The sequence below is a fragment of the Mesorhizobium sp. M7A.F.Ca.CA.003.01.2.1 genome (genome assembly GCF_003998945.1).
GTDB classification, from domain to species: domain Bacteria; phylum Pseudomonadota; class Alphaproteobacteria; order Rhizobiales; family Rhizobiaceae; genus Mesorhizobium; species Mesorhizobium ciceri.
The window spans coordinates 1-3126 of the sequence record NZ_RZRA01000696.1; the positions used below are offsets into that span (position 1 = coordinate 1).

3 protein-coding genes are annotated in these 3126 nt (G+C 66.0%); all 3 read left to right on the forward strand.

From position 1 onward, the window contains the following. Positions 1-88 precede the first annotated feature (88 nt). On the forward strand, positions 89-1279 hold the full coding sequence (proB, locus tag EN969_RS23865) for a glutamate 5-kinase (protein WP_013529068.1): 1191 nt from the start codon (positions 89-91) through the stop codon (positions 1277-1279). Positions 1280-1282: 3 nt separating this feature from the next. After that, a complete protein-coding gene (locus EN969_RS23870; protein WP_063169216.1) occupies positions 1283-2569 on the forward strand; it encodes a glutamate-5-semialdehyde dehydrogenase in 1287 nt (428 codons plus the stop codon). A 163-nt stretch (positions 2570-2732) separates the two neighbouring features. Beyond that, positions 2733-3126, forward strand: a 394-nt coding sequence (locus EN969_RS23875) for a nicotinate-nucleotide adenylyltransferase (protein ID WP_127419448.1), incomplete at its 3' end; no start/stop codon positions are given.

Genomic DNA, 3126 nt, shown 5'->3' on the forward strand with positions numbered 1-3126 from the left:
GCGGTGCAGCGGGCGCTGATGGCGGTGATTGCTGAGGCGCGCGCGCAGATCGCGGCGCCGGTCGAGACGCGCTGGGACAAATAGGGTCATGCAGTCGCTGAGAAAATATCGGCGCATCACCGTCAAGATCGGCTCGGCGCTGCTCGTCGACCGCGCGACGGGCCTGAAGCGCGACTGGCTGGCTTCGCTCGCCGACGACATTGCCGGGCTGGCCCAGGGCGGCGCTGAAATCCTCGTCGTCTCGTCCGGCGCCATCGCGCTTGGCCGCACCATCCTTGGCCTCGGCAAGCGAGCCCTGAAACTGGAGGAGAGCCAGGCGGCGGCAGCCGTGGGACAGATCGCGCTGGCCGGCGCCTGGTCGGACGCGCTCGGCAAGGGCAGCCTGAAATCGGGCCAGATCCTGCTGACGCTCGGCGACACCGAGGAGCGCCGCCGCTATCTCAACGCGCGGGCGACGATCTCGACACTCTTGAAGATGAAGGCAGTGCCGGTCATCAACGAGAACGACACGGTGGCGACTTCCGAAATCCGCTACGGCGACAATGACCGGCTGGCGGCCCGCGTCGCCACCATGATGGGCGCCGATCTTTTGGTGCTGCTTTCCGACATCGACGGGCTCTACACCGCGCCGCCGGCGCGCGACCCCAACGCCAAATTCATTCCGGTGGTCGACCGCATCACGCCTGATATCGAGGCGATGGCGGGTGCGGCCGCTTCCGAGCTGTCGCGCGGCGGCATGCGCACGAAGCTCGATGCCGGCAAGATCGCCACCGCCGCCGGCACCGCGATGATCATCACGTCGGGCACTCGGCTGTCGCCGCTGATGGCGATCGAACGCGGCGAGCGCGCTACTTTCTTTCGGCCGAGCAGCAACCCGGTCAAGGGCTACAAAACCTGGATCGCCGGCCAGCTCGAGCCGGCCGGCCGGCTTACGGTCGATGCCGGCGCCATCGGCGCGCTGCTGTCGGGCAAATCGTTGCTGCCGGCCGGCGTCAAGCTGGTCAGCGGCAATTTCTCGCGCGGCGACACGGTGGCGATCCTGTCGCCCGAGGGCCGCGAGATCGCGCGCGGGCTGGTTGCCTATGATGCCGCCGATGCCGTAAGGATCGCGGGCCTGAAGACGGCCGAGATCGAAACCGTGCTCGGCTACGAGGCGCGTTCGGCGATGATCCACCGCGATGACCTTGTGGTGAGCCATTCGGGTGACCAAGTACGGGCCGGCGACCAAACAGGGGCCGGTGACCAAGTCACGGTCGGTGGCGATGTAAGCGGAGGATGAGCCATGCTGAAACTGCATGAAAAATCCGGGGATGACACTGTCGCGCTGATGGCCGATATCGGCCGGCGCGCCCGCGCTGCCGCCCGGCCGCTGGCCATTGCCACAACCGCCGCCAAGAACGCCGCACTGCTGGCCATGGCCGAGGCGATTGTGGCCCGTGAGCAGGACATTCTCGACGCCAACGCCATCGATGTTTCGAATGGTCATGAATCCGGGCTTTCCACCTCCTTCATGGACCGGCTGAAGCTCGATCCGGCGCGCATCCGCGCCATGGCCGACGGCATCCGCGAAATCGCCGCGCTGCGGGATCCGGTTGGCGACGTGATCGCGCAGTGGGACCGGCCGAACGGTTTGCATATCGAGCGCGTGCGCACGCCGCTCGGCGTCGTCGGCGTCATCTATGAGAGCCGCCCGAACGTCACCGCCGATGCCGGCGCGCTGTGCCTCAAAGCCGGCAATCCGGTGATCCTGCGCGGCGGTTCGGATTCGCTCAATTCTTCCGCCGCCATCCACGCCTGCCTGGTCGAAGGGCTGAAGCAAGCGGGCCTGCCGGAGGATGCCATCCAGCTGGTGCCGACCACCGACCGCGCCGCCGTCGGCGAAATGCTGAAGGGGTTGGGCGGCAACCTCGACGTCATTATCCCGCGCGGTGGCAAAAGCCTGGTCGGACGGGTGCAGGCCGAGGCGCGGGTCCCGGTCTTCGCGCATCTCGAAGGCATCTGCCATCTCTACATCGACCGTTCCGCCAAGCTCGATATGGCTGTCAGGATCGCCGTCAACGCCAAGATGCGACGCACCGGCGTCTGCGGTGCCGCAGAGACGCTGCTGGTCGACCGGGCGGTTGCCTCCACGCATCTGGTGCCGATCCTTGATGCACTTCGCGCCGCCGGCTGCGAAATCCATGCCGATGCCGAGGTGCTGAAAGTGTTTTTCGACGCCAAACCGGCGACCGATGCCGACTGGATCACCGAGTATCTCGATGCCATCATCGCGGTAAAACTGGTCGACGGTATCGGTGGTGCGATCGAGCATATCGAGACGTTTTCCTCGCATCACACCGAGGCGATCGTCGCCGAGGATGCGCAAGCCGTCGAGCGGTTTTTCAACGAGATCGATTCGGCGATCCTGCTGCACAACGCATCGACGCAGTTCGCCGACGGCGGCGAATTCGGCATGGGCGCCGAGATCGGCATCGCCACCGGCAAGATGCATGCGCGCGGACCGGTGGGCGTCGAACAGCTGACGTCGTTCAAATACCGTGTGCGCGGGTCGGGACAGGTGAGACCTTGAGCGCTGGTCTTACCCTTCCCCTTGTGGGGAGGGTGGCGAGCACAGCGAGCCGGGTGGGGGGACGACGCTGAATTCCGCGATACCCCTACCCCGCTCCGCTTCGCGGATCGACCCTCCCCACAAGGACGAGGGTAAGGAGGCTATCTCCTCCCACTATCTCAAAATGCCGCACGCCGAGAAAGGCCTTGCCGTCGGCCTGTTCGGCGGTTCGTTCAATCCGCCGCATGCCGGCCATGCGCTGGTCGCCGAGATCGCGCTCAGACGCCTGGCGCTCGACCAGTTGTGGTGGATGGTGACGCCGGGCAATCCGCTGAAGAACACCAGGGAGTTGGCGCCGCTGGGCGAACGGCTGCAGCTGTCGGAACAGATCGCCAAGAACCCGAAGATCAAGGTCACCGCTTTCGAAGCCGCCCATCACGTCCGCTACACCGCCGATACGCTGGCGCTGGTCAAGGCGCGCAACCCCGGTGTCGATTTCGTCTGGATCATGGGTGCCGACAGCCTGCGCGATTTCCATCGCTGGCAGCGCTGGCGCGAGATCGTCATGACCTTCCCGA